The following is a 21,381-nucleotide window of genomic DNA, read 5'->3' on the forward strand; positions in this document are numbered from 1 at the left end:
TTGTGTTAACGACCCCGTGGGCGAGGGTCAGCGTGACCGCCGCCACCCTCGCTTCTGGTTCTGGAGCTCCAGCAGCTCGGCGCGCACCTCGGTGAGCTCCTGGGCGAGCGCCCGTGCCCGCTCCTCGGCCTCGACCCGCTCCTGCATCGCCTCCTCGGCGATCTCCGCCTGGTGGCGTACGGCGGCCTCGACCGCGCTGCGGTCGGCGGCGCGGTCCGCGGCGACCTTCTCGGCCTCGGCGCGCAGCCGGGCCTGCTCGGCCGCTGCCTGCTCGGCCGCCTCGCGCGCGGCGACCGCGGCGCTCAGCTCCTCGGCCTGGCGCGCGGTGGCGGCAGCGGTGGCGTCGAGGATCTCGCGGAGCTTCTGCTCGGCGGCCTGACGCTCGGTCGCCGCGGTGGCGGCGAGCTCGGCGTGGCTGCGAGCGTCCTGCTCCGCGAGCCAGCGGGCCTCGAGTGCCTCGCTGGCGGTGACCTCGGCCGCTGCGCGAGCGGCCGCATGCTCCTGGGCGGTGGCGTCGGCGGCGGCCCGGGCCTCGTGGGCGGCGCGGGCGGTCGCGGCCTGCTGCTCGGCTCGCTCGTGGGCGGCCGACTCGGCGGTGGCCGCCTGGGCGGCGGCCTCGGCCTGCTCGGTCGCACGGAGCTCGGCCTGCTGGCGGGCGGCCTGGGCCTCGTCCGCGCGTACGGCGGCCTGCTCGGCGGCCTGCTCGGCCGCGGTGCGGTCGCCGTGGGCGGCGGTGGCGAGGTCGACCTGGGTGCGCGCCTGCCGCTCGGCGTCCTCGCGCGCGGCGACGGCGTCGGCGGCAAGACCCTCGGCGGCGATCCGGGCGGCGTGGGCCTGCTCGGCCTGCTCGGCCTGGGCGCGCGCGGCGTCCTCGGCGGCGGCCCGGGCCTCGTGGGCGAGCCGGGCTGCCTCGGCCTGCTGCTCGGCGCGCTGGTGCGCGGCGGTCTGGTCGGTCGCCGCCTGGGCGGCCGCCTCCGCCTGCTCGCTGGCGCGCATCTCCGCCTGCTCGCGGGCGGCCTGGGCCTCGTCGGCGCGGGCGGCGGCCGCCTCGGCGGACCGCTCCGCGGCGGTGCGGTCGCCGTGGGCCGCGGCGGCCAGGTCGAGCTGCGCACGGGCCTGGCGCTCGGCGTCCTCGCGGGCGCTGACCGCCTCCGCGGCGAGCTCCTCGGCGGCGAGCCGGGCCGCGTGCGCGTCCTGGGCGCGCTCCGCCTGGGAGAGTGCGGACTCGTCCGCGGCGATCCGCGCGTCGTGGGCCGTCTGGAGAGCGACCGCCATCTCCGCAGCGGTACGACGCGCCTCCTCCTCGCCCGCGGCGGCTGCAGCGGCCGCCTCGGCCTGCCGGGTTGCGGCCTCCTCGGCGCGGGCGCGTGCCGCCTCCGCGGACTCGGCCGCGGTCGTCTGTGCGAGCGCGGTCTCCTCGGCGGCGGTCCGGGCGGCGTGTGCCTCCTGGGCCAACCGTGCGTGCTCGGCGGCCGCGTCGTCGGCCGCGGCGCGCAGCCGTCCCGCCTCCTCCGCGCTCGCCTCGGCGGCTGCGCGTGCCGTGGCCTGGTCGGCAGCCTCCTGCTCGGCCGCGGCCCGGCTCTCCTGGGCGACCCGCACGAAGTCCTCGTGCGCCTGGGTCGCCGCCGCCAGCTGGGCGGCCAGCTCGGTCGCGCGGGCCTCGGCCGCCTCCCGGTCGGCGTGGGCCTGCTGGGCGCTCGTGCCGGCCGCGGTCACCGAGGCCTCGGTCGCGGCGATGGTCTCCCGCAGCGACTCCTCGGCGGCCGTGGCCGCCTCGCGCAGCGTCTGCTCGGACGTGCCGGCGACCTCGCGGAGGGTCTGCTCGGCGGTCTCGGCCGCCGTACGCGCGGCTCCCTCGGCCTCCGTGCGAGCGGCGTGCGCGGCGGCCGCGGCCTCGGCCTGCTCCTGGGCGGCGGCCTCGGCCTGCTGGCGCGCCTCCGCGGCGGCGGCGGCCTGCTCGGCGGCCGTGCGGGCGGACTCCTCGGCGGCGGTGCGGTCGACGGTCTGCTGCGCGGCGGCCTGCTCGGCGGCGAGCCGGAGGGCGGTGGCGACCTTCGCGGAGTCGACGAGCTTGCGCGCGGTCTCCTCGGCCTCGGTCCGGGCGCGGGCGGCCTCGGTCGCGGCCTCCTCGAGCCGGGTCCGCTCGGCCGCGTGGGCCTCGCCGGCCTCCTCGGCGGCGCGGCGGGCGTCGTACGCCTCCTGCGCCTGTGCGGCGTGCTCGGCCGCACGCTCGTCGGCCTCGACGCGGGCGCGGGAGGCGGCCTGGGCGGCCTCCTCGGCGACCAGGCGCTCGGCGGCCTGCTCGGCGGCCGCCTGCTCGGCGCGGCGCCGCAGCTCCTTGGTGCGCTCGATGGCGGCGTCGAGGTCGACGGGGGTGCGTGGCGGCGCGGCGGCAGGCGGCGGCGTCGCCGGCTCGGGAGTGTCGCCCCCCTCGGCGAGCTCGCCCTTGCGCTGCCACCAACGGTTCGGAGTCGGGTCGTTCGTGCTCATCAGGGATGAGCCTAGGCGTTCACGGCGCCTCGGTGCTGCCTGATCGTCAGTACACCAGTGCCTGCGCCTCCGGGGCGAGCGCCTCCTCGACGAACGTGGACGCGCCCGCGATCCGTACGCCGGGCAGCAGGTCGGCCTCGGTGATCCCACGCCGGGCGGCGCACTGGGTGCACACCGTCACCCGTCCGCCCGCGGCGACGGCGGCCACGAGGTCGGTCGTCGGGGCCGCCTGGGGCAGCGTGAAGCCCTCCCGTCCGGCCACGCCGAGCCACGCGGCCTCGCCCGTGAGCCACAGGCTGACGGCCGCGCCCGCGCTCACCGCGGTCGCGGCGACGGTCAGGCCCTGGTTGGCGCGTTCGGGGTCGTCGGCGCCGCAGGTGACCTTCACGACGAGGGGTCGGCTCATGAGGACAAGGTAGAGGCCGCCCGCACCTATAGTCGGGCGGTGCCCACGTTCGAAGAGCTCCTCGCCGACCCCGCCTGCAGCCTGGCGGTCGACGACCAGGGCTCCGACCTGGCACTGGTCGCGTTCGGCGGCCTCAAGGGCAAGCTGGCGATCCCGCCGTTCGAGTTCTTCGGCCTCACCCGCAACCTCCCGGTCACCAAGATCTTCATCCGCGACCAGGCGCAGGCCTGGTACGTCGACGGGGTGCCCGAGCTCGGGCCCGACCTCCGCTCGGCGGCCCAGGGCGCGCGGGAGCTGGTCGACTCCCTGGCTCGCGACGCGGTGCTCTTCGGTACGTCGGCGGGCGGGTTCGCCGCGATGGCCGTCGGCGTGATGGGCGGCTTCCAGACCGTGCACGCCTTCGGCGCCCAGGTCTCGATGCGCCGCAAGGTGCGCGCGGAGATGGGGGACCGGCGGTGGATGCCGCGGGCACGAGCCCTGTGGCGCTCCGAGCAGCCCGACAAGGTGCTCGACGTACGCCCGCTCCTGGACGCCAGCGACGGTCACACCTCCGTGAACGTCCACGTGGCCAACGACGAGCTCGACATCGCGCACGCCGCCCTGATCGAGGGCCGGCCTGGCGTCACCGTGCACCGGCACCCGAAGGGCGGGCACTCCTTCGTGCGCCGGCTGCGCGTCGACGGGAGCCTGGAGCGCCTCGTCCGCGACTCCCTCGGGCTGGAGCCCGCGCCGTAGGGTGCTCCCATGGTGTTCGAGCTGCCCGACAACCTCCACCCCGACTGCGCCCCGGTGGCCTGGCTGCTGGGTCGGTGGGGCGGTCGCGGCAAGGGTGACTACCCGACGATCGAGCCGTTCGAGTACGGCCAGGAGCTGGTGTTCACCCACGACGGCCGGCCGTTCTTCCACTACTTCGCCCGGTCCTGGATCGTCGACGCCGACGGCGAGAAGGTGCGTGACGCCGCCCAGGAGGCGGGCTTCCTGCGCTGCCGTCCCGGCGGGGACCTCGAGCTCGTCCTCGCCCACTCCTCGGGCATCTCGGAGATCTGGTACGGCAAGGCCGAGGTCGCCAAGTTCGAGCTGCACACTGCAGGCGTCGGCTTCACGGAGTCGGCCAAGGAGGTGACGGGCGGCAAGCGGCTCTACGGCAACGTCGAGAGCCGGCTGCTCTACGCCTACGACATGGCCGCGATGGGCCAGGAGCTCCAGCCGCACCTGTGGGCGCAGCTCGAGCGCCAGTAGGACCGATGACCGACGAGCTCGCCTCCCGGCTGCACAGCCTCGGCTACCGCCTGACCCCGCAGCGGCAGCTGGTGCTCCAGGCCGTCGAGAAGCTCGGCCACGCCACGCCCGACGAGATCCTCGTCGAGGTGCAGCAGCACGCGAGCGCCGTCAACGTCTCGACGATCTACCGCACGCTCGAGGTGCTCGAGGAGCTCGGCCTGGTCCGGCACGCGCACCTCTCGGACCGCGCCCCGACGTACCACTCGGTCAGCGACCACGAGCACTTCCACCTGGTCTGCCGGAATTGTCACCGGGTCGTCTCCGTTGACCCAGAGGTGGTCGCTCCGCTCGCGGACCGGCTCCGCGAGGAGCAGGGGTTCGTCATCGACGTCGGCCACCTGGCGATCTTCGGCGAGTGTGTGGAGTGTGAGGACACGGATGCGTAGCCCCCTGCTGGACCTGCCCGGTGCTGTCGCGGCCGACGGCGTCGACCGCGAGGTCGCCGCGCACTACGGCTCCTTCAACGGCGAGCAGCGGACGCTCGAGGCCGGCGACGGCTTCGTCGACCTGTCCCACCACGACGTCGTCCGGGTGTCCGGCCCGGACCGGCTCACCTGGCTGCACTCGCTCACCACCCAGCACCTCGAGTCGCTGGCGCCGAAGGTGTGGACCGGTGTGCTGATCCTCAGCCCGCAGGGCCACGTCGAGTACGCGTTCTTCGGGTACGACGACGGCGAGTCGTTCACGGCCTTCACCGAGCCCGGCGCCGCCGAGGCGCTGGTGACCTTCCTCGACCGGATGCGCTTCATGATGCGCGTCGAGGTCGCCGACGTCACCGCCGAGCTGGCCCTCACCTGGCGGCCGTCCTCGACCGGTGACGGTCCGTACGCCGGCTACGAGCTGGTCCCGCGCGACCAGCTGCCGGCGTACGCCGAGGCGGCGGGACCCGCGTGCGGCCTGTGGGCCTTCGAGGCGCTGCGGATCGCGCGCGGCGAGCCGCGGCTCGGCCTCGACACCGATCACCGCACGATCCCCAACGAGGCCGGCTGGATCGGTCCCGCCGTCCACCTCGACAAGGGCTGCTACCGAGGTCAGGAGACCGTCGCGCGGGTGCACACCCTGGGCCGGCCGCCGCGTCGCCTGACACTGCTGCACCTCGACGGCTCGGAGAACCGGCTGCCCGCCGTGGGCGCCGACCTGCTCCACGGCGACAAGGTCGTGGGCTTCGTCGGGACCTCGGCGCGTCACCACGAGCTGGGTCCGATCGCGCTGGCGATGGTCAAGCGCAACGTCCCGCTCGACGTCGAGCTGACGGTCGACGGGATGCCGGCCGCCCAGGAGGTCGTCGTGGACCCCGAGGTCGGCCTGCACGTCCGGCCGCTGCGCTGACCTGTGGATGACGCCCGGCGTCCTCGGCCGCGGGCGACGATCCTGTCCGGGTGTCGGTGGTCGAGGTGCTGGAGCGGCTGGGAGGCGTCGCGCCGCGCCGCGACCTGATCCGGCTGTGTGACCGGGCGTCCTTCGACCGCGCCGTGGTCGCCGGCGACGTGACACCCGTGGGTCGCGGTGCCTACGCGCTCGGTGCCGCGGACGAGGTGCTGGTGGCGGCGCACCGGGTCGGCGGCGTGGCCTCGCACCGAAGCGCAGCCCTGCTGCACGGCTGGCCGGTGCTGCACGTGCCGGCGTTGCCCGAGGTCACCGTCCCGAAGCACCGGAGGCTGACCGCTCAGCAGCGTCGGGGCGTGACGCTCCACTGGGCGGACGTCGCGGCCGTGGACGGCGCCACCACTCCGGAGCGCACGGTGCTCGACTGCGTGCGCGGGCTCCCCTTCCTCGACGCCCTGGCCGTCGCCGACTCCGCGCTCCGCTCGGGCCTTCCGCGCGCGGAGCTGCTGGCGGTCGCCCGTGACGCGCGTGGGCCCGGGTCTCGACAGGCGCGAGCCGTCGCCCGCCTCGCCACGCCGCTGGCAGCCAACCCGTTCGAGTCCGGGCTGCGCGGGATCGCGTCCCAGGTGGGCGGACTCGCGGTCCAGCCGCAGGTCCCCGTCTACGACCCGGCGTTCCTCGGTCGTCCCGACCTCGTCGACGTCCGCCTGAAGACGGCGCTGGAGGCCGACTCGTTCGAGTGGCACGGAGGTCGCGATGCATTGGCGGCCGATGCGCGCCGCTACAACGCCTTCGTCGCGCACGGATGGCTGGTGCTGCGGTTCTGCTGGGAGGACGTGATGTTCCACGCCGACGAGGTCGCGGCGATCCTCCGGGCAGTCGTAGAAGTGCGGACCGAACAGCTGTGCCTGACGTGTCGCGGCGCGTGACGGCGAGGGGCGAGGCGACTATCGGTCCACCTTTCTACGAGCGCCGGTACATCACGTGGGTGTCGGCGTCCGCGTGGGTGAAGCCCAGGCCTGAGTAGACGGCGATCGCCGGGGCGTTGTCGGACTCGACGTAGAGCAGCACCTCCGCGACCCCGAGGCCCGCGAGGTGGTGCAGGCCGGCGAGCGTGAGCAGCTTGCCGAGGCCGCGGCCCTGCGCGGTCGGGTCGATGCCGACGACGTACACCTCGCCGAGGTCGGGGGAGTGCTGCTTGGTCCAGTGGAAGCCGAGCAGCCGGTCGCCCTCGACCGCCAGCAGCAGCCCGGCCGGGTCGAACCACGGCTCCGCCATCCGCTCGGCCAGCTCCGCCGCGTCCATCGCCCCCTGCTCGGGGTGGTGGGCGAACGCCGCCGCGTTGACCCGGATCAGCTCGTCGGCGTCGTCGGGCGTGTAGGTCCTGATGGTGGGGCCGTCGGGCAGCTCGGGGAGCGGCGCGCCGGTCCGTCTCCGCATCACCCACAGCGACCGCACCCGCTCGAAGCCGTGGCTGCGCGCGAGCGCCGCGGCGCCGGGGTGGTCGCCGTGCGACCAGGCGGTCAGCTCACCCGGGGGGAGGTCGGCCAGCAGCCGGCCCGCCCGGCCCTGCCGTCGCGCGTCGGGGCGTACGACGAGGCCGAGCTGGTCGCCGACCAGCAGGGCGACGGCGTCGGCGTCCCCCCACGAGCGCACGGTGTCGGGGTGGTGCCGGAGCGCGCGCCAGGTCGCCTCGTCGAACGGTGCCGCGCCGTCCTCGGCCTCGGCAGCGGTGGAGATGTCGGCGATCAGGTCGAGGTCGGGCACGACCTCAGGTTAGACACCCTGGTCGACGCGATCGGTCGACCGGGCGTCGGCCGCGGCCTGCTGGTCCTTCGACGGCAGCACGAAGCGGTAGCCGACGTTGCGGACGGTGCCGATGAGGGTCTCGTTCTCGACGCCGAGCTTGGCGCGGAGTCGACGTACGTGCACGTCGACCGTGCGGGTGCCACCGAAGTAGTCGTAGCCCCAGACCTCCTGGAGCAGCTGCTGGCGGCTGAAGACGCGGCCGGGGTGCTGGGCCAGGAACTTCAGGAGCTCGAACTCCTTGAAGGTGAGGTCGAGCGGGCGGCCGCTGATCTTGGCGGTGTACGTCGCGTCGTCGACCACGACCTCGCCGGAGCGGATCACGTGCGACTCGGGGTCGTCGGCGTCGCGACGGGCGTTGAGCCGGCCGATGGCGAGCTTGATGCGGGCCTCCAGCTCGGCCGGGCCGCAGGTGTGCAGCATGACGTCGTCCATGCCCCAGTCGTGCAGCACGACGGCGAGGCCGCCCTCGGTGCACACGAGCAGCACGGGCACGTCGGTGCCGGTCGTGCGGATCAGGCGGCACAGGTCGCGGGCGTGGGCGAGGTCCTGGCGGCCGTCGACCAGCAGCAGGTCGGCCTCGGGAGCCTCGAGCAGCGCGCTGCCCTCGGCGGGCAGGATCTTGACCTGGTGGCCGAGCAGCGCAAGGGCGGGCAGCACCTCGGCGGACGGCTGGAGGGCGCTGGTGAGAAGCAGGAGCGTGCTCATGAGATGGTCTCCTCCCGGATGGGGCGGGGACCGAAACGCAACGCTGGGCTTCGGCCGATCACTCGTCTTCGTGAACAATACCGAAACATGGGCGTCTCATTGGAAGGTTCCAAGCGAAATGAGACCGACACCATTCGCGTGCACTACTGGGCCTCGGCCCGCGCCGCGGCCGGTGTCGGCGCCGACGAGCTCGCCGTCGACGGCCCGATCACGCTGACCGAGGTCGTCCGCCGAGCGGTCGCCCTGCACCCCGGCACCCGGCTCCCCGAGGTGCTCCAGGTCTGCTCGACGCTGGTCGGCGACCGGCCGGTCGCCAGCGCGGACCCGGGCTCAGTGGTCGTCGAGCCGGGCTCGACGGTCGAGTTCCTGCCGCCCTTTGCGGGCGGCTAGCACCAGCACCGCGCCGGCCAGCCCGCCGAGGGTGTTGGCCACGACGTCGGTCGCCGATGCGGTCCGCTCGCCGAGGAAGATGCCCTGCGTGAGCTCGACCGCACACGCGAGGACGAACGCGTACGCCGTCCAGTCGCGCCACGTCGTACGCCGCCAGATGAGCGATCCGAGCGCGGACACCGGCGCCAGGATCGCAATGTTGCAGAGAAACTCCGCCTGCGCCTGGCTGACCGAGCCGACCGCGATCCAGGACGCCATCGTCGACTGGTCGCCGGAGGTCGGTGCCAGCAGCGCGATGCCCAGCAGCACCGAGTAGACGAGCAGCGCGACCTTCATGACCCGGGACGCTTTCACACCGACGGAATGTGACGGACACCGCGACCGTTGCACGGGACGTGAGCAGTGGTGCCTGGGTGGTCGTCGTCGCGGTCGTGCTCGGCCTCGGCTTCGGTGTCTATCGCCTGCTGACCGACGGCCGCTTCCGCGGCACGCGTGAGATCCCGGTGGTTGAGGAAGGCGCGCTAGCGCCTGTCTCGAGACCACCAGGCCCCTGGGAGGCGGTGCTCGCCGCGTTGCCCGACGCGACGCTCGGCGAGAAGGCGACGCTGCTGCAGTTCTCCTCCGCGTTCTGCGCGCCCTGCCGCGCCACCCGCCGGACCCTGTCCGAGGTCGCCGAGCTGGTGCCGGGGGTCGAGCACCTCGAGGTCGACGCCGAACACCACCTCGAGCTCGCCCGGAGCCTCGGCATCCTGCGGACGCCCACGACGCTCGTGCTCGACGCCGCCGGTCGCGAGGTCACTCGGGCCGCCGGCGCACCCCGCAAGGAGCAGGTGCTCGCCGCTCTCGGAAGCGCCCCGTGACCACGATGTGGACAACCGTCTCGGTCAATGAGACGCGGATTGTCGGCACGGCGCCCGCCGTACCTACTCTGGACGACATGTCCTCGACCATGCTGACCAAGCGCCGCGCAGTGGATCACTGCCGCACGCGCTCGTCGCTCTGTCGAATGCGCTGACCAGCCGCGCCTCAGCTCTCCGAGTCACCTCGGACTGACTGCGTGGCCCCGCCCACGTAGCCATCCGCAGGAGAGACATGTCCACGACCACACCGCAGCAGGCCCGGCCGAGTGCCGGGATCGACCCGCGTGGCCCGCAGTTCGCCGCCGGGCTCACCTCGCTGGTGCTCGTCGTCGTGCTGCTAGTGGCGCCCGGCCCGGTCGCGACGGCGCTGCTCGCCGTCCAGGCCGTGCTGTTCGCGATCGGCGCGACCCGCGGGGTCCAGCACACGCCGTACTCGTGGCTGTTCCGCACGCTGGTGCGGCCCCGGCTCGGCGCTCCCGACGAGCTCGAGGACCCGGCGCCGCCGCGGTTCGCGCAGGCCGTCGGTCTCGGCTTCGCCGTGGTCGGGCTCGCCGGCTTCCTCGCCGGCGTCGACCTCCTCGGTGAGATCGCGGTCGGCTTCGCGCTGCTCGCTGCCCTGCTCAACGCGGTCTTCCGGTTCTGCCTCGGCTGCGAGATGTACCTGCTCCTCAAGCGCGCGACCGCGCGCTGACCCACCCAGAAGTTCACCAGCCCCGCGCCCCTTCCTCGGCGCACAAGAAAGGTAGAGACATGACCCGCGAGAACACCCTCGTCACCGCCCAGTGGGTGGCCGACAACCTGAGTGACCCGAAGGTGGTGCTCATCGAGGTCGACGAGGACACCACGGCGTACGACAAGGGCCACATCGAGGGCGCCATCAAGCTCGACTGGACGACCGACCTCCAGGACCAGGTCCGTCGCGACTTCGTGAACAAGGCCCAGTTCGAGGAGCTCCTCTCGAGCCGCGGCGTCGCGAACGACGACACCGTCGTCCTGTACGGCGGCAACAACAACTGGTTCGCCGCCTACGCCTACTGGTACTTCAAGCTCTACGGCCACCAGGACGTCAAGCTCCTCGACGGCGGCCGCAAGAAATGGGAGCTCGACTCCCGCGAGCTGACCGCCGACCTGCCGAGCCGCGAGGCCACGTCGTACACCGCGACCGAGCAGGACTCCTCGATCCGCGCCTTCCGCGACGAGGTCGTCGCCGCGATCGGGACCCAGAACCTGGTCGACGTGCGGAGCCCCGACGAGTACGCCGGCCGACTGCTCGCCCCGGCCCACCTGCCGCAGGAGCAGGCCCAGCGCGCGGGTCACATCCCGACCGCGGCCAGCGTCCCGTGGAGCAAGGCGGCCAACGACGACGGCACCTTCAAGTCCGACGAGGACCTCAAGGAGATCTACACCGAGGCCGGCGTCGACTGGGACAAGGACACCATCGCCTACTGCCGCATCGGCGAGCGCTCCTCGCACACCTGGTTCGTGCTCAAGGAGCTCCTGGGCCAGGTGAACGTCAAGAACTACGACGGCTCCTGGACCGAGTACGGATCCCTCGTCGGCGTTCCGGTCGCCCTCGGCGACGAGCGCGGTGACGCCTGATGTGCGGCGCCACCGAAGGCGGCCTCTCCCTCGACGGCATCGACGTCAAGAAGGAGGCGATCGTCCAGGGCCAGGTGCTGCGCTCGGGTGAGCCGGTCGGCAACGCCTACGTGCGTCTGCTCGACCGCAGCGGAGAGTTCACCGCCGAGGTCCCGACCTCGGCGAGCGGCCACTTCCGCTTCTTCGCCGGCGACGGCGAGTGGACGCTTCGCACCCTCGCTCCCAAGGCGGAGCCGGTCGACAAGAAGGTCATCGCCGCTGTCGGCACCGTCGCCGAGGTCGTCGTCGCGATCTGACAGGCAGACAGGAAGGGCCCGACCGCTCTGCGGTCGGGCCCTTTCGGCTCGTGAATGGTCTGGACCGCACCGTGAAGTGGTACAGATCACTGCATCAAATTTTGATCGGGTCACCTGGCCCTTGCGGCCACTTTCCATAGCCCGAACGGGTCACTATCGGCCCTCGGGAGCCAAATCTAAGAAGAAGCCGCCGATCCATCCGTGACAGCGGCGTAAATTCTGCTAACCGTCTCCCGAACTGTGGTCACCCTCACTCAGATCCTGTGATTGGATTGCCGCTCCAGACCCGAGTACTCATGGGGGAGTCCCAATGAAGAAGTTCATCACCGGCCTCGTGGCAGCCTTCCTGCTGTCCGCCGGTTTCGTTGCGGTCTCCGCCGAGACCGCGTCGGCCGCCTGCAAGCCGACCCAGTACACGCAGTGCCCGGCTACGTCGACGAAGGCCGTCGGCGCCAAGATTGTCAAGAAGGGCAAGAAGCCCAAGACTGTCGTCAGCGTCAAGTCGTCCGGCAACGTCAAGCCCAAGGGCCTCGTCATCGTCACCATCAAGGGCCCGGGCACCAACAAGACCACCCGGGTGAAGTACAACGGCAAGACGATCTCGGTCACGGGTCCGGCCCTGAAGAAGAAGGGCACCTACAAGATCACCGTGACCTTCAAGGGCGACAACGCCAAGGACTCGAAGGCCCGGACCTACACGATCAAGGTCAAGTAGTCGGCGAACGCTTCAGGTGAAGGGAGCGCCGGCGATGCCGGCGCTCCCTTCATCACGTTTTGGTCGACCGTTGACGAGACCGCAATAAGACGCGGTCGTGCACTAGGTAGGTTCTCCGCATGCGTAGACGCTCGGTCTGGGTCGGCTTGGCCATTCTCTTCACGGTGGTCCTGCTGGGGGCCGTGTGGGCGGGGTGGACCGCCTACCGGGTCAACCAAGACCTGACAGCCGCCGTCGACGACGTCACCGTCCTCCGCACCGCCATCGAGGACGGCGACGATCAGGCCGCCGACGCCGCGCTGACGAAGCTCGAGGACCACAGCAGCTCAGCGGCCGAGCGGACGAACGGGCCGACGTGGTGGGTCCTCGAACGACTGCCGTCTTTCGGCGATGACGCTCAGGGAGTGGCAGTCGTCAGTTCGGTCGTCGACGACCTCGCCGCGTCCGGCATCGACCCGCTCGTGCGGGTGTCGGGCGACCTGGAGTCGATCGTCCCGAGCGACGGGCGGATCGACCCGGCAGCCGTGGAGGCGCTTCAAGACCCGGTGACTTCCGCACGCACGGCGTTCGTTGCCGCCGACCAGCGCCTGTCCGAGGAGGACTCGAGCGGCTACGTGGAGAGGTTCCGCAGCAAGTACCGCGACCTCGCAAGTCAGGTCCAGGAGGCGGCGTCTGCCCTCACCAGTGCGGACACGGCCGTACGGGTGCTGCCTTCGATGCTCGGAGCCGAGGGTTCCAAGAACTACCTGCTGGTCTTTCAGAACAATGCGGAGATCCGTGCCACCGGCGGCCTCCCGGGTGCCGTCTCGCTGGTCCACGCTGACAACGGCGCGGTCAGCATGACACGTCAGGTAGCGGCGAACACGTTCGGGAACACAGACAAGCCCGTCCTGCCTCTGACTCCAGCCGAGGAGGAGATCTATGGCGACGTGCTCGGGACGTTCTTCCTGAACGCGAACCTCCAGCCGGACTTCCCGCGAGCCGCCGACCTGTGGAAGGCGCGCTGGGAGCAGGTCTACCCGGAGAAGGTCGACGGTGTCCTGTCGATCGACCCGGTCGCAATCTCCTACATCCTCGGTGCGACCGGATCCATCACGGTCGACGGGATCACGCTCACCGCGGACAACGCGGTGGACGAGCTCCTGCACGAGGTCTACGTCCGCTACGAGGACCCCGCCGCTCAGGACACGTTCTTTCGGGCCGTCGCCAGCGCGATGTTCGACCGGATCTCTACTGGCGTGGACTCACCTCGCGACCTCATCAGCGCACTTGCCAAGGGGGCGGACGAGCGCCGTGTCTACGTCCACGACTTCGACGAGCAGGTCCAGAGCGAGCTCTCCGGGACCGGGGTTGCGGGGGAGCTCGACTCAGCACCAGGAAACAACCCCCAGGTCGGCGTCTACTTGACCGACGCCACCGGAGCCAAGATGTCCTACTACCTCCGCTACGACGTGGATGTCGACGCCACCTACTGCACCGACGGCGTCCAAGGTTTGACCGGGCACGCCAGCCTGTCATCCGATGCGCCGACGGACGCCGCATCACTTCCGGCGTACATTACGGGTGGAGGGCAGTTCGGGACCAAGCCCGGCAATCAGCTGGTGTTCGTCCGGCTCTACGGCCCGGTGGACGGCGAGGTGTCCGGGGTCGCCCTCAACGGCAAGCCGATCACCGGGTTCCCGGCGATCGACTCGGACGGCCGCAAGGTCTTCACTGCGGTCGTGCAGTTAAAGCCGCAGCAGAAGGCCGATCTCACTTGGAGAATGCGCAGCGGTTCCGAGCAAACCGGATCTGTGGACGTAGCCGTCACCCCCTCAGTTCAGACCGGCTCCGAGAGCCGGAAAGTCTCGTCGGCGTGCCGATGATCACAGAAAGGGTGTCGTCATTGGGCCTGGCCTCTATCTCGCCGAAGCCTGACCGTAAAGTGAACCTCGAGTTGGCCGCAGTGATCGGAGGCACGGGTGGAACTGCGTGATTATTTGAGGATCCTGCGCCGACGGTGGGTATGGATTGGGTGCTGGGCGCTGGCCTGTGTAGCGGTCGCTAGTGCAGTAACGCTGCTCGCGACCAAGCAGTACCAATCCACGGCGCGCCTCTTTGTGACAACGGCAGGCTCGGGTTCCGATCCCAGCAGTTCTGATGCTTACCAAGGTGGATTGTTCTCCCAGCAGCGGGTTACTTCGTACGCCGAGCTCGTTGGGAGCCGCGCCCTAGCTGCACAGGTCTCGCGTGAGTTGCACCTTGACATTGACGCGACTGAAATGGCCGACAACGTGTCTGCAACGGCGCTTCCGAATTCGGTAGTCCTAGATATCAGTTATACAGATCCAGACCCCAAATCCGCCCAAGCTGTGGCTCAGGCCTATGCCGACGGCATGACTGACCTGATCCGCGAACTCGAGACACAACCTGGGCAGTCGACGCCACCGATCAAGGCGACCGTAGTCGATAACGCTGACCTTCCCACTAGTCCAGCATCGCCGAACCCAGTCAGAAACATAGGGCTTGGCCTCATGCTGGGCTTGCTATTGGGCGTCGCCACCGCGGTTCTCCGCGACCTGTTCGATACAACGGTCAAGTCTTTGGTCGATCTCAGTGCCGCAACGGACGCGCCCCTACTGGCAGCAATTTCCTATGACGCATCTACGAGGGCAACCCCTCTGGTCACTGCTCTGAAACCCCACGAGGCGAGGGTTGAGGCATTCCGTGTATTGAGGACCAATCTGCAGTTCGTAGATGTTGACAAGGCCGACAAGGTTTTTGTCGTGACGTCCGCTGTGCCTGGAGAAGGTAAGACAACGACGTCGGTGAATTTGGGCATAACACTGTCGCAAGCAGGCGTGCGCGTTCTGCTAGTTGAGGGAGATCTACGTCGACCCAAGGCCAGCGCCGCGTTGGGGCTAGACAATTCCATCGGCGTCACGACCGTTCTGCTCGGTCGAGTCAGCGCAGAAGAGGCGGTACAGGTTCATGAACCCAGCGGGTTGTCGGTTCTTGCCAGCGGTGCGATCCCGCCCAATCCCGCCGAACTTCTTCAATCGAACGCCATGCATGACCTCCTCCGCGACCTTCGAGCTTCATATGACATGGTGATTATCGACGCCCCTCCCCTCCTACCGGTCACAGATGCCGCGCTTCTAGGGGCGGCTTCCGACGGTGCGCTGCTCGTAGTCCGGCACGGCAAGACCACGAAAGATCAACTGGCGCAAGCTGCGAGCAGGCTGGCCCAAGTCGACGCAGACCTCGTGGGAGTCGTGCTCAATATGACACCTGTGAAGTCACGAGGCACAGGGTACGGGTATGGGTATGGGTACGGGTACGGGTACGGGCCCGATAGTCGACCCGTCACCTGAACATGCCTGGAATCGATCGCATCTTCAATCTGAGCCGTTCGTCAGTCGCGCGCCGGACGAGAAGGCTCTCGCCGTGAGGGTTTTAGTTACCTCCGTTTTTTGGCGCTATTTCGCGATCGCGACTCAATTTGCTATCGTCACATTAGTAGCGCAGCGCGCGTCGCTCGAGGTCGCTGGAGTCTACTTTGGGCTCTTTGGGTTCGTCGCAGTCGCTTACGCGGCTGTAGGCCTGGGCATTCCGGACGGTTTGGTGCGAAGATTGCCGCCGCTTGTGCGCGCGAACCGGACGTCAGAGGTACTCCAGATCCTGTCGACGGCTACCGCTACTTCAGTCGTGTCAACTGCCCTGTTAGGCACGTTAGCCGTCGCCATTTGCAGCCTAGTACTCGATGTCCCTCGGGCAGAGGTTCTACTGGTGGCGCTTTGGTGGTTTGGCTACGCCTTGGTCTTCCTGGCTGCCCAGATTCTGACAGCTCTCTGCTCTCCGGCGTGGGGAGCATTTGTCGGCTATTCGGCGATAAACGCCGCGTATCTGGTTATACAGGTTCCGTATCTACTCCTTTCAAACGCCATCAGCATTCGTGGAATACTGACGGCAGCCGTTGTATCAACGTCTATTGCAGCGCTCGTCGGCGGCTCTATTATCGCGCTAGTTCTCAACAGGTTTCGTCGCCGCAGCGCAACTGACGAGCCTTCCTCGACGAACGACGTGGGTCTTCGCGACCTTACTGTAATCGGCTTTCCGATGATGATCGCTCGATTGATCCAGGCGTCGCTGCCATGGGCACCTGTCTGGATACTTCTGCTAGTAGGCACCGCCGGGGAGGCGGCAATCTATGCGGCCGCATCCAGACTGACGGTGGCAGTGACGTCAGTTGTTGCCGCGATCCGATTCTCCGTGAGGCCGCGACTTGTGCTGCTTCTTACGGACGAAGCGGAGAGCGCGATTGCACGATTCTCCCGCCAGTGCTCAGCTGTCGCCGCCCTGCCTCCGGCATGCGGTATCCTTGGGCTCACGATTGCCGGTGTGCCGGTAATATCTGCGATTTTTGGCGCAGACTACGTGGACGCGGTCCCAGTTCTGACGGTCCTAATGTTCGGTGTCTTGGCTGAAGCGTTCGGTGGGGTCTCCGACGAGATTCTAAAGATGAGCGGTCGGACATATGTCGTGCTCCTGACCTTGGGGGCCGCAAGCGCCTTCCAAATCCTCGTCACACCGCTTGTTGCTCGGAGTGGTGTCGTCTTCGTAGGGGTCGTGACCGCCGGAGCCTTCGCAATACAGTACTTCGGCCAAGTGGCATGGCTTTCGCGCTTTACGGCCATCCAAATCTGGCCGATTCTGCCTGAGCGATTTCGGTATAGAGCGGGTGAACAGAAATGACGATCGTTCTGTCTTGGGTCCTGCTTTCTTTGGTTGCTCGAACGCTCGAGCGGTCGTGGTGGTCACCCGGCGCGCTTATCAGCTTGCTATTTACGGTGAATGCAATCGGGACGGAGGTATTTGCTCCCGAGTATTATGACTCGCTAGGAGCGAATCTTCTCCTTGAGCTCTTCGCCCTGTGCATGGTTGTAGGCAGCGTTCTGGGACAGTCGGTCACAGGGCGCGAATCAGGTCCGATTAGGGCAGTAGTGGCGCGGCGATGGGGCTTCATCGCCTTTGGCTCGGTGTTTGCCATCCTATCGTTCGGCATTACGCTGCAGGTTGTAGGTGCACGGTTCGGAGAACTTATCTCTCCTGCGTCATTGATGAATATTGCGCAGTCGGCGACGCAACATCGGTATAAAGAGGGTTTCGACTTCCCAGTCTATTACAACATCTGCAACGCATTAGTCCTCACATACTCTATGGTAGCGGCGAGCCACTTCGTAGCTGCCCGTCGCGTCGACGTCTTGATGCTTGCGCCCGTCCTCCTCTACTCCGCTTCGAATGTTCTAGTGACGACGCGTGCGCCGATCCTGTACCTAATAACACTAATGCTGTTTGCGGCGGTATTTACGGGGCGGTCCTTGACTGGGCGATTTATTCCGATGTTTTCAGCGAGATTCCTCGCCGTCTTCGGTCTGTTGGCGGGCGTTGTGGCCGGCCTCTTCTTCTACTTCCAAGTTCTTCGCTTCGGCGAATCCAGTCAGCGGTCAAGCGCCGATGTGTGGCTTCATCTTCGAAGGTGGCCGTGGGGGAGCCTGCCTGGCTTTTCGCTCTGGCATGACGGCATGGGCGGCACTACGCCGGAGCATCACGTGGGCTATTACACGTTCATGGGGATCTACGACAATTTGGGAATCGAGCCGAGGACGGTAGGCGGGTACTCGGACTATGTCTATCTGACCGTGAATGAGCCTGGCAACATCTACACCGCGTTTCGCGGAATGGTTCTCGACTTCGGCCGCCTCGGTACCGGGGTTGTTATGTTGTGCATTGGGTTTATCGGTTCCATCGCTTCCCGCCACCAAGTCTTTTCGGCCCGATGGGCGCTCGTTGTTTATGTGGGAGTTTCCAGCTTTGTCGTGTGGACGTTTGTCATTAGCTTCTGGGCTTTCACCGCGAACCTACTCGGGTTAGCGGCGTTTCCAATCGTACAGCGAGTGTTCTGCGATCGAACGGTCAAACTGCAGAAAGCGAAGGATGATGTTGAGCAATCAATCAATTGATTTGGCAATTATCCTAGTCAATTATGGTTCCTACGCGTCATTGGACCGACTTCTAGGGGAACAAACTGTTCCTCCGAACGTTTCGATTGTCGTCGTTGACAACACTCCGCATGAGGAGACTCAGCTTGAATACGTGGAGCGATGGAGGGGCAAGGCTCGTGTCGACGTTCTGATCGCGTCGCCGGAGAACGTCGGCTATATGGGAGGCGCCAGGTATGCCGTCTCTCGTCTGCCGTGGCTGCAGGATGCGCGGAATGTCGCGGTCGCGAATACGGATCTGATGTTCGACATGAGCGAGTATGCGGAGTTCTTTCGCACTTACCGCCCTTCGGAGCGAGTTGGAGTAATTGCGCCGAGGTTGGTTGGGGCGAGTGGTGCCGAGGTGCGTCAGTTGCACTATCTGCAGAGCCCCACGCGGCACAAGTACGAGCGTCTCGGACGCATGTATCGTCGGTATCCAATCGCCGCGTGCCACAGGTTGGCGTCAGACATCAAGCGGAATCTACGGAGTTCGAAGCCGGCCAAGGTTCCGGGTGTCTTGTTTGCGCCGCATGGCGCCATGATGATCTTTACGCGCGCATACCTCGATCTGGAGGGTGCGTTCGAACACCCAGCGTTCCTCTTCTGCGAGGAAGCCTACGTTGGAGCGACGGCGACGGCGGCAGGGCTGACATGCATTTTCGAACCGAGTCTGAAGTACTCGCACGAGAACCATGGGTCAATGGGGTGGTTTCCCTCACGGCGGATTGTTGGGTACCTGTCCGAAGCGCACACCCGAGTCGCCCCACTGCTCCCATGAAGGCAGGATGGGATGGAATGGTGAGTCGGCTCGGCCGCTAGTCAGCAACCAACGTCTCGGGGGTCAAGGGTGCGCTCAATGAGTTTCCGTTCAAGGTCCAAGAAGTGCGCCTCCCAGGTCCAGTGGTCTTCGACGAATTTTCGTGCAGCTTGGCCGAGTTGTGTGGCTTGGTCAGTGTCGGAGAGCAATTGAACAACTTGTTCGGCGAACGCCTGTGGTTCGTCGGCGATAGCGATGGCGCTGTCCGGGGCACTAATCCCCTCGTTCGCGACTGAAGTCGCGACGGTTGGCTTCCCGGATGCGAGGAATTCGATGAGCTTGTTCTGCATTCCCCCGCCTGCTTGCATTGGGTTAACACAAACCTCGGCTCGAGCGATGTAGCCCGCCGGATCCGGGACGGTTCCCGTAACCTCGACGCCAGGTTCAGCTTCCAACGCTCGCACCTCAGTACTTGGTTCTCGGCCTACGATTGTGAAGGTCGCGTCAGGGATCTGTTCGCGCACGAGTGGGAAGACCTCGCGCACGAACCACTGAACTGCCTGCACGTTGGTGGGTGTACGCATGACGCCCGAGAATACGATCGAATGAGGGATCGTTGGCTCAAGCGACGGCTTGAAGCGTGCGATATCGGTTCCGTGCGCGCTGAAGAAGGAATTGGTGACCGGGGGACGGCCTAGGTCGTGGGCAACCTCATTGATCGTTGCCAGGTCGGACTTGCCGATCAGGATCGAGTGTGTGAACTCCCGCCAGATCATAGTCTCGTAGCGGGCGACCAAACGGCTCTCGAGCGCATACAGGGCTCGGTAGGCCAAGTTGGGCGCATTCTCGCTGATACGCCGAGTGTTGAGCGTCTGGCTCAGTTGCAGCGCGATGTAGGTGGCCGTGCTGGAACCGGGGCTCCCGCTCGGCAGGTCGCGCCCCAGGCCGCGTACTACTTCTGCACTGCGGAAGTAGTACACGTATACGAGGTCGTACTGATTGGCCAGGATCTCCCGCTTGAGATCGCGCCGCATGGTGCGGCTGTTGAAGAGGGCGACCTGGAGCGGGAGGCCGCGACTGACACCTGAAAGGAGCGCCAGCGCCGCTCGCACCCGGCGGCGCGGGTATAGGAAGAGTCTGCGTGTGCGCGCCGATACCCACGCACGGTCATCGGGTGACATCTCTGCCCCGGTCTCCAGGGTGTAGAGATCGACTACGTGCTTTCTTTCGTGCAGGAACTCAAGAAGGTGGGCGACCGTCATCTGATCGGCCCGCCGCATGGGCACGGGTACTCGGCTGTAGACGACGGCGATGCGGAGCGGAGTCTTAGCCTCCGAGCACCCGAAGTTTGGGGGGTACTGGGTCATTGTTGCCTTCTAGCGAAGAGTCCCGATGTCGATCGTCGGCGTATCGCCCAGATCCAGGAGGTCGAAGCTTGCGTTGGTCTTGACGGCAAGGTCGTAGTCGCCGGTCTCCGCGGACTTCTGGTCAACCAACAGGTCACCGAGTGAGGGCAGGTGAGTGTATGCGTACCCCAGGTTCTGACCTACAAGTCTTTCAGCCGCCAGAGACGGATCGAACACGTGGACCGTGTGGCCAGCGCGCAAGAGTCGGCGAACGATGTCGACGTTGGGGCTTTCGCGGAGGTCGTCAGTCCCGGCTTTGAAGGCTAGCCCGCTGACGAGCACCCTACCTGTGGCCGGGAGGAGCGCGACGACTCGCTGATACAGGAAGTGCTTGTGTGCCTCGTTTGACTTGATGAGGGCGTCAATGAGGTAGCTGTTCACGCCGGCGTCGGATGCGATGTGCTGCAGGGCGCGCACGTCCTTGGGAAGGCACGAGCCCCCGAACGGACCACCTGGACGCGTGTAGTAGGGGGAGATGTTGAGCTTACGGTCTGCGACGAAGATCCGATGGACGGCCTGCGGGTCAATCCCGAGTTCTTGGCAGACTCTCCCGACCTCGTTCGCGAATGAAACCTTGACGGCGTGCCAAGTGTTGTCGGCGAACTTCGTGAACTCAGCCTCGCGGAAGCCCACGTTGAATGTCTCGGCATCGATCCCGGAGTTCATCTCGTCCATCGCGGTCGAGGCGCGAGCGTCGGCCGTCCCGACGACGACGCGAGGTGGATTGAAGAAGTCATCGATCGCGCTGGACTCGCGGAGGAACTCAGGGTTGTAAACCCGCTCGACAATACTTCCGTAATCATCACCCAGGCTGTCGCGCAAGATTGGGGTGATGAGCTCTTCCATCGTGCCCGGGCGGAAGGTGGATCGGAACACCAGAGTCAGTGGCTTGTCGCGATCCCGGTCCAGCGCGCTTGCAACTTGCCGCGTGGCTTCGGCGACATAGGACATGTTGTGGGACCCGTCGGGCCCGCTCGGGGTACCTACACAAACGATCACCATGTCGATGTCACGGTTGCTCGCGGGGAAACTTGTCGACGCTTTGATCAGATCCTGATCAAGCGCACGCGTGAGTAGCTCAGACAAACCAGGCTCGGTGATCGGGCACACGCCCCGGTTGAGCTCGTCGACCTTCTTCGAGCTCACGTCGACACCGATAATGCGGTGACCCTGGCTGGCCAGGCAGCAGGCGGCCGTGACACCCACATATCCGAGCCCTACGACTGCAATCTTCATGGACGTTTCCCGTGCTTCGGGGGCGCAGCGGCGCCAGGAGTTCAGATGGACCGTCAGTCGAACCTAGGTCGCCAATGATTCG

The 21,381-nt window shown here is 67.3% G+C and carries 22 protein-coding genes; 15 read left to right on the plus strand and 7 right to left on the minus strand.

Annotated features, from left to right (window positions below; translation table 11 throughout):
- Window positions 1-27 precede the first annotated feature (27 nt).
- Together ACFPYL_RS14700 and ACFPYL_RS14705 are read right to left on the minus strand one after the other, a co-directional pair.
- Window positions 28-2,490, minus strand: a complete 2,463-nt coding sequence (locus ACFPYL_RS14700; protein WP_379155610.1) for a hypothetical protein — start codon at window positions 2,488-2,490, stop codon at window positions 28-30.
- Window positions 2,491-2,536: 46 nt separating this feature from the next.
- Window positions 2,537-2,896: a DsrE family protein gene (locus tag ACFPYL_RS14705; protein ID WP_379155612.1), complete on the minus strand. Its 360-nt coding sequence runs from the start codon at window positions 2,894-2,896 to the stop codon at window positions 2,537-2,539.
- Window positions 2,897-2,935: 39 nt separating this feature from the next.
- Between ACFPYL_RS14705 and ACFPYL_RS14710 the strand changes: the two genes are divergently transcribed.
- The 5 genes from ACFPYL_RS14710 to ACFPYL_RS14730 are packed head-to-tail and all read left to right on the plus strand — an operon-like array spanning window position 2,936 to window position 6,432.
- A complete protein-coding gene (locus ACFPYL_RS14710; protein WP_379155615.1) occupies window positions 2,936-3,631 on the plus strand; it encodes a hypothetical protein in 696 nt (231 codons plus the stop codon).
- Between the two features lie 9 nt (window positions 3,632-3,640).
- Window positions 3,641-4,135, plus strand: coding sequence for an FABP family protein (locus ACFPYL_RS14715; RefSeq protein ID WP_379155618.1), 495 nt, complete (start codon window positions 3,641-3,643; stop codon window positions 4,133-4,135).
- Between the two features lie 5 nt (window positions 4,136-4,140).
- Window positions 4,141-4,563, plus strand: coding sequence for a Fur family transcriptional regulator (locus tag ACFPYL_RS14720; protein ID WP_379155621.1), 423 nt, complete (start codon window positions 4,141-4,143; stop codon window positions 4,561-4,563).
- Entirely contained in the window at window positions 4,556-5,506 is a 951-nt protein-coding gene (gene ygfZ / locus ACFPYL_RS14725) for a CAF17-like 4Fe-4S cluster assembly/insertion protein YgfZ (protein ID WP_379155624.1), read from the plus strand. Before ACFPYL_RS14720 ends, ygfZ begins: the two co-directional genes overlap by 8 nt.
- 50 nt (window positions 5,507-5,556) lie before the next feature.
- Window positions 5,557-6,432 carry a hypothetical protein gene (locus ACFPYL_RS14730; RefSeq protein ID WP_379155626.1) on the plus strand — a complete coding sequence of 292 codons (876 nt, stop codon included), beginning with the start codon at window positions 5,557-5,559 and terminating at the stop codon, window positions 6,430-6,432.
- Between the two features lie 34 nt (window positions 6,433-6,466).
- Here the strand turns inward: ACFPYL_RS14730 and mshD are convergent, their stop codons facing one another.
- Window positions 6,467-7,270 carry a mycothiol synthase gene (gene mshD, locus ACFPYL_RS14735; protein WP_379155629.1) on the minus strand — a complete coding sequence of 268 codons (804 nt, stop codon included), beginning with the start codon at window positions 7,268-7,270 and terminating at the stop codon, window positions 6,467-6,469.
- Between the two features lie 9 nt (window positions 7,271-7,279).
- Window positions 7,280-8,017 carry a response regulator transcription factor gene (locus tag ACFPYL_RS14740; RefSeq protein WP_379155632.1) on the minus strand — a complete coding sequence of 246 codons (738 nt, stop codon included), beginning with the start codon at window positions 8,015-8,017 and terminating at the stop codon, window positions 7,280-7,282.
- A gap of 138 nt (window positions 8,018-8,155) precedes the next feature.
- Here ACFPYL_RS14740 and ACFPYL_RS14745 point away from each other — a divergent pair, with 138 nt between their 5' ends.
- On the plus strand, window positions 8,156-8,407 hold the full coding sequence (locus ACFPYL_RS14745; RefSeq protein WP_379155635.1) for a MoaD/ThiS family protein: 252 nt from the start codon (window positions 8,156-8,158) through the stop codon (window positions 8,405-8,407).
- On the opposite strand, the gene ACFPYL_RS14750 is transcribed toward ACFPYL_RS14745, so the two are convergent.
- Window positions 8,348-8,743: a VanZ family protein gene (locus ACFPYL_RS14750; RefSeq protein ID WP_379155638.1), complete on the minus strand. Its 396-nt coding sequence runs from the start codon at window positions 8,741-8,743 to the stop codon at window positions 8,348-8,350. The genes ACFPYL_RS14745 and ACFPYL_RS14750 overlap by 60 nt on opposite strands.
- A gap of 59 nt (window positions 8,744-8,802) precedes the next feature.
- On the opposite strand from ACFPYL_RS14750, the gene ACFPYL_RS14755 reads away from it, so the two are divergent.
- The 9 genes from ACFPYL_RS14755 (at window position 8,803) to ACFPYL_RS14795 (ending at window position 17,879) form a co-directional block, all read left to right on the plus strand.
- Window positions 8,803-9,267, plus strand: coding sequence for a thioredoxin family protein (locus ACFPYL_RS14755; RefSeq protein WP_379155641.1), 465 nt, complete (start codon window positions 8,803-8,805; stop codon window positions 9,265-9,267).
- A gap of 232 nt (window positions 9,268-9,499) precedes the next feature.
- On the plus strand, window positions 9,500-9,958 hold the full coding sequence (locus ACFPYL_RS14760; protein WP_379155645.1) for a DUF4395 domain-containing protein: 459 nt from the start codon (window positions 9,500-9,502) through the stop codon (window positions 9,956-9,958).
- A 59-nt stretch (window positions 9,959-10,017) separates the two neighbouring features.
- Window positions 10,018-10,866, plus strand: a complete 849-nt coding sequence (locus tag ACFPYL_RS14765) for a sulfurtransferase (protein ID WP_379155648.1) — start codon at window positions 10,018-10,020, stop codon at window positions 10,864-10,866.
- Window positions 10,866-11,162 (plus strand): DUF1416 domain-containing protein, encoded by a 297-nt coding sequence (locus ACFPYL_RS14770; protein WP_379155650.1) that lies wholly within the window; start codon window positions 10,866-10,868, stop codon window positions 11,160-11,162. Before ACFPYL_RS14765 ends, ACFPYL_RS14770 begins: the two co-directional genes overlap by 1 nt.
- Before the next feature lie 310 nt (window positions 11,163-11,472).
- Complete coding sequence (locus tag ACFPYL_RS14775) at window positions 11,473-11,877, plus strand: hypothetical protein (protein ID WP_379155653.1); 405 nt, start codon at window positions 11,473-11,475, stop codon at window positions 11,875-11,877.
- 119 nt (window positions 11,878-11,996) lie between these two features.
- On the plus strand, window positions 11,997-13,742 hold the full coding sequence (locus tag ACFPYL_RS14780) for a DUF4012 domain-containing protein (protein WP_379155656.1): 1,746 nt from the start codon (window positions 11,997-11,999) through the stop codon (window positions 13,740-13,742).
- 96 nt (window positions 13,743-13,838) lie between these two features.
- The gene (locus tag ACFPYL_RS14785; RefSeq protein ID WP_379155659.1) at window positions 13,839-15,230 is read left to right on the plus strand and encodes a polysaccharide biosynthesis tyrosine autokinase; all 1,392 of its coding nucleotides are present in this window, start codon (window positions 13,839-13,841) and stop codon (window positions 15,228-15,230) included.
- Between the two features lie 415 nt (window positions 15,231-15,645).
- Window positions 15,646-16,611, plus strand: coding sequence for a lipopolysaccharide biosynthesis protein (locus ACFPYL_RS14790; RefSeq protein ID WP_379155662.1), 966 nt, complete (start codon window positions 15,646-15,648; stop codon window positions 16,609-16,611).
- Window positions 16,608-17,879 carry an O-antigen polymerase gene (locus ACFPYL_RS14795; protein WP_379155665.1) on the plus strand — a complete coding sequence of 424 codons (1,272 nt, stop codon included), beginning with the start codon at window positions 16,608-16,610 and terminating at the stop codon, window positions 17,877-17,879. The genes ACFPYL_RS14790 and ACFPYL_RS14795 overlap by 4 nt, the downstream gene beginning before the upstream one ends.
- Before the next feature lie 840 nt (window positions 17,880-18,719).
- On the opposite strand, the gene ACFPYL_RS14800 is transcribed toward ACFPYL_RS14795, so the two are convergent.
- The gene (locus tag ACFPYL_RS14800) at window positions 18,720-20,024 is read right to left on the minus strand and encodes a glycosyltransferase (protein WP_379155668.1); all 1,305 of its coding nucleotides are present in this window, start codon (window positions 20,022-20,024) and stop codon (window positions 18,720-18,722) included.
- A gap of 9 nt (window positions 20,025-20,033) precedes the next feature.
- Window positions 20,034-21,299: a nucleotide sugar dehydrogenase gene (locus tag ACFPYL_RS14805; RefSeq protein WP_379155671.1), complete on the minus strand. Its 1,266-nt coding sequence runs from the start codon at window positions 21,297-21,299 to the stop codon at window positions 20,034-20,036.
- Window positions 21,300-21,381 lie beyond the last annotated feature (82 nt).

The sequence above is a fragment of the Nocardioides hankookensis genome, from assembly GCF_042658885.1.
Taxonomy (GTDB): domain Bacteria; phylum Actinomycetota; class Actinomycetes; order Propionibacteriales; family Nocardioidaceae; genus Nocardioides; species Nocardioides hankookensis.